This is a genomic window from Mesorhizobium sp. M7A.F.Ca.CA.002.15.2.1, from assembly GCF_003998715.1.
Taxonomy (GTDB): domain Bacteria; phylum Pseudomonadota; class Alphaproteobacteria; order Rhizobiales; family Rhizobiaceae; genus Mesorhizobium; species Mesorhizobium ciceri.
The window spans coordinates 1-4,376 of record NZ_RZPI01000490.1 but is presented as its reverse complement, the minus strand read 5'-3'; the positions used below and the strand labels follow the sequence as shown (position 1 = coordinate 4,376).

The 4,376-nt window shown below is 63.5% G+C and carries 4 protein-coding genes; 2 read left to right on the top strand and 2 right to left on the bottom strand.

Translation table 11 applies throughout. The features are described 5' to 3' along the window. The coding region (locus tag ENZ74_RS34735) for a hypothetical protein (protein WP_206522315.1) at positions 1-248 on the bottom strand (248 nt) is incomplete at its 3' end. On the opposite strand from ENZ74_RS34735, the gene parC reads away from it, so the two are divergent. Together parC and ENZ74_RS23415 are read left to right on the top strand one after the other, a co-directional pair. Then, the gene (gene parC, locus ENZ74_RS23420) at positions 204-2,456 is read left to right on the top strand and encodes a DNA topoisomerase IV subunit A (RefSeq protein ID WP_063167754.1); all 2,253 of its coding nucleotides are present in this window, start codon (positions 204-206) and stop codon (positions 2,454-2,456) included. The genes ENZ74_RS34735 and parC overlap by 45 nt on opposite strands. 272 nt (positions 2,457-2,728) lie before the next feature. Further along, positions 2,729-3,943 (top strand): AI-2E family transporter, encoded by a 1,215-nt coding sequence (locus ENZ74_RS23415; protein WP_063167755.1) that lies wholly within the window; start codon positions 2,729-2,731, stop codon positions 3,941-3,943. 35 nt (positions 3,944-3,978) lie between these two features. Here the strand turns inward: ENZ74_RS23415 and ENZ74_RS23410 are convergent. After that, positions 3,979-4,376, bottom strand: a 398-nt coding sequence (locus ENZ74_RS23410; RefSeq protein WP_245470989.1) for a DMT family transporter, incomplete at its 5' end; no start/stop codon positions are given.

Genomic DNA, 4,376 nt, shown 5'->3' with positions numbered 1-4,376 from the left:
AACCCGATCCCACCGTCTTTGCGCAAACCGGTGAATTTGTCATGAAGAGCCGATAGCCGGATATCGTCGCGCTTGGCGATAGAGCCCGCATGTAACAGGCTGATGTTGGCCGACATCCGCTGGGGTATGGTTTCATGTTGCAGAAAGGCCGGTATCTCCGTCGGGCTCTTGCCGCGAATCACCCGCTCGGCTAGTCCGAGCCCATGGGAAAAAGGCTTTTGCCGCCTGAAAATGGCGGTGGCGATCACATCGAGCCGGTCGATCTGAAGAAGGCGCTGGAAGAGCGCTATCTGGCCTATGCGCTGTCGACCATCATGCACCGGGCGCTGCCCGATGTGCGCGACGGACTGAAGCCGGTCCATCGCCGCATCATGCACGCCATGCGCCTGCTGCGGCTCAACCCCGATCAGGGCTTTGCCAAATGCGCCCGCATCGTCGGCGAGGTGATGGGCAAGTTCCACCCGCATGGCGACCAGTCGATCTATGACGCGCTGGTGCGGTTGGCGCAGGATTTCTCGATGCGTTATCCCCTGGTCGACGGGCAGGGCAATTTCGGTAACATCGACGGTGATAACGCCGCCGCCATGCGCTACACCGAAGCGCGCATGACCGATGTGGCGACCGAACTTTTGTCCGGCATCACCGAGGATGCCGTCGATTATCGGCCGACCTACAATGAAGAAGACGAGGAGCCGGTGGTTTTGCCCGGCGCCTTTCCCAACCTTTTGGCCAACGGCTCGTCCGGCATCGCGGTGGGCATGGCGACATCGATCCCGCCCCACAACGCCGCCGAGCTTTGCGATGCCGCACTTCACCTGATCGAAAACCGGGACGCGCCGGTGGCGAAGCTGATGGACTTTGTCCAGGGGCCGGATTTCCCGACCGGCGGCATCATCGTCGACAGCCGCGCCTCGATCCTCGAAGCCTACGAAACCGGTCGCGGTGGCTTTCGCGTGCGCTCGAAGTGGTTCCAGGAGGACCAGGGCAGGGGCACCTGGAGCATCGTTGTCACCGAAATCCCGTACGGCGTGCAGAAGGCGCGGCTGATCGAGAAGATCGCCGAGCTGCTGATGGCGCGCAAGCTGCCGCTGCTCGAGGACATCAGGGACGAAAGCGCCGAGGACGTCCGCGTCGTGCTGGTGCCGAAGAGCCGTTCGGTCGACCCCGGCATCCTGATGGAATCGCTGTTCAAGCTGACCGAGCTCGAAAGCCGCTTCCCGCTCAACATGAATGTGCTGTCGCGCGGCAAGGTGCCCAACGTGCTGTCGCTGAAGGGCGTGCTGCAGGAGTGGCTCGAGCACCGCCGCGAGGTTTTGGTCCGCCGCTCGAAACATCGCCTCGGCGAAATCGAAAGACGGTTGGAGATACTTGCCGGCTACCTGATCGCCTACCTCAACATCGACGAGGTGATCAGGATCATCCGCGAGGAGGATGAGCCAAAGCAGGTCATGATGGCCCGCTGGTCGCTCACCGACACCCAGGCCGAAGCCATCCTCAACATGCGGCTGCGCGCTCTGCGCAAGCTTGAAGAATTCGAGATCCGCAAGGAATTCGACGGCCTGAGCGCGGAGAAAAAGCAGATCGAGGCACTGCTTGCTTCAAACGAGAAGCAGTGGGCGACGATCAAGTGGGAAGTCACCAACATCCGCGACAAGTTCGGTCCGGAGACCGAGCTCGGCAAGCGCCGCACCCAGTTCGCCGACGCGCCCGAGCATGATCTGACCGACATCGCCCATGCCATGATCGAGCGCGAGCCGGTCACCGTCGTCGTCTCGGAAAAGGGCTGGCTGCGGGCGATGAAGGGGCATCTGGCCGATCTCTCGACGCTGACCTTCAAAGAGGGCGACAGCCTCAAGCTCGCCTTCCATGCGCAGACCACTGACAAGGTGCTGGTCTTCGCCACCGGGGGCAAGTTCTACACCATCGGCGCCGACCGGCTGCCTGGCGGGCGCGGCCATGGCGAGCCGATCCGCATCATCGTCGATATGGACAATGACCAGGACATCGTCACCGCCTTCGTTCACGATCCGAAGCGCAAGCTGCTGCTGGCCTCGCACGACGCCAACGGTTTTATCGTGCCGGAGGAGGAAGTCGTTGCCAACACCCGCAAGGGCAAGCAGGTGATGAACGTCAAGGCGCCGGACGAAGCCAAGCGCTGCATCCCGGTCACCGGCGACCATCTCGCCATCGTCGGCGAGAATCGCAAAATGCTGGTGTTCGCGCTCGCAGAGATTCCGGAGATGGGCCGCGGCAAGGGCGTGCGCCTGCAGAAATACAAGGATGGCGGCCTTCTCGATCTCAAGCCGTTCACGCTGGAGAGCGGCCTCTCCTGGCAGGATTCAGCCGACCGCACCTTCACAAGGTCGCGCGAGGAACTGGCTGAATGGATCGGCGCCCGTGCCTCGGCCGGACGCATGGTGCCGAAGGGATTCCCGAGGACGGGGAAATTTGGGTAGCGAGTGAAGCTGCCGATCCCCCCTCGTGGGGGAGATGCCCGGCAGGGAGAGGGGGGCGCTGTCCCGCCGACGGTCGAGTTCACAGATACTCGATTGGTTTGCGGCTCACGGTCCAAATCCAAGGCCGCGATCCTTCACACCCCCCTCTGTCCTGCCGGGCCTCCCCCACGAGGGGGGAGATTGGCAGCTTCACCATCTCATTTGGACTATCGTCACGATTGCTGCACTATATCAGTGCATAGACAGGAGGGGTGTTTGGGAGAGCCAGGCGTTTGAAGGAAGCAAGAATCCAGAAACCGGAACGGCAGCAGCGCCTCTTCGGCCTGTCGACGCCGCTCAGGGCAGCCGTCATCCCGCCGCTGTCGGCGGCACGCTGGCTGCTGGTGCTGATCGTTGCCGCCGGCGTCTATTTCTTCCACGGCTTCCTGTTTCCGGTGCTGGCGGCGCTCGTCATCGCTTTCGCCAGCTGGCCGCTCTACCGCCGCCTGCTTGTCGCGGTCGGCGGCAACCGCACCATCGCCGCGACCTTCGCCATCCTGTTCATCCTCGCCTTCCTGGTGATCCCGATCGCGCTCGCCGGCACCTATGCGATCAACGAGGTCCGCGAATGGGTCGCCTGGGCGATCGAGACCAACCGCCACGGCGCGGTGACGCCACACTGGATCGCCACCATGCCTGTCGTGGGCGAGTGGCTGAACGAACAGTGGACCACCAATTTCGGCCATCCCGGCGGCATTGGTGAGCTGATCCAGCTGGTCAGCGGCGCTAATATCGGCAGCATCTATCGCGGCGTGCTGGCCGCAGGCGGCAGTGCTTTCGGCCTGCTGTTGACGCTGCTGTTCATGATGATCGCGCTGTTCTTCGCCTATCGCGACGGCGAGCACTTTGCGGGCCAGGTCGACCGTCTCGGCGAGCGCATCCTGCCGACCAGATGGGAGCGGATTTCGCGCGTCGTGCCGGCGACGATCTCCTCGACCGTGACCGGCATGACCGTTATCGCCATCGGCGAAGGGCTGGTGCTGGGCATCGCCTACTGGCTGGCCGGCGTGCCGTCGCCGGTCACGCTTGGCGCCCTGACCGGCGTCATGGCGCTGATCCCCGGCGGCGCACCGCTGTCCTTCACGCTGGTCTCGATCTACCTCGCCGCCAGCGGCTCGCCGATGGCCGGGCTGGCACTGTTCCTCTGGGGTGCGGTCGAGCTGTTCATCGTCGACAAGACACTGCGTCCGAAGCTCGTCGGCGGGCCGATAAAACTGCCCTTCCTGCCGACCTTTTTCGGCCTGATCGGCGGCGTCAAGACTATGGGTTTCCTCGGCCTGTTCATCGGCCCGGTGCTTATGGCGCTGCTCGTGGCCATCTGGCGCGAATGGCTGCGCGAAGTGGAGCTGGCCGACGAGACGGCCGCCGATTCGGCGGCCGAAATCGAGTCCGGTCCGCAGATCGAGGTCCTGCCGGAATCCAATGCGGCGAAGAAAGCCAGCGCCTGATAACGACCGGCTTTGCGCCGTAAGCCGAATTGTCGCTAGACCGGGTGATGCACCGCGAAGTCGACCCGGCGCTTACGCCCTTCATGCAGCTGCCAGAGCGAGTGTGCGACGAGCGTGACGATCAGGATCCCGCCGCCGATCAGGCTGTTGCGGGTCGGTGCCTCGGCAAAGATCATCCACACCCAGACCGGCGCCAGCACCGTTTCGAGCAGGTAGAACATCGCCACTTCCGGTCCTGAAATGTATTTCGGCCCGGCGGCAAGGCAGAAGAACGAGATCGGCATGATGATGGCGCCGTTGAAGACGATCCACCATGGCGCGTTCACATGAAAGCCTTCGCCTGACACCATGAAGACCGCCAGCGCGAGCGGCAGAAGGACGCCGACGAGCGAGGTGAATCCCATGTCCTTGCCGCTGGCGCGCGAGATGGTGA

Coding starts and splice junctions, on each gene's coding strand:
- parC (WP_063167754.1), top strand. CDS start 204: ATGGGAAAAAGGCTTTTGCCGCCTGAAAATGGCGGTGGCGATCACATC.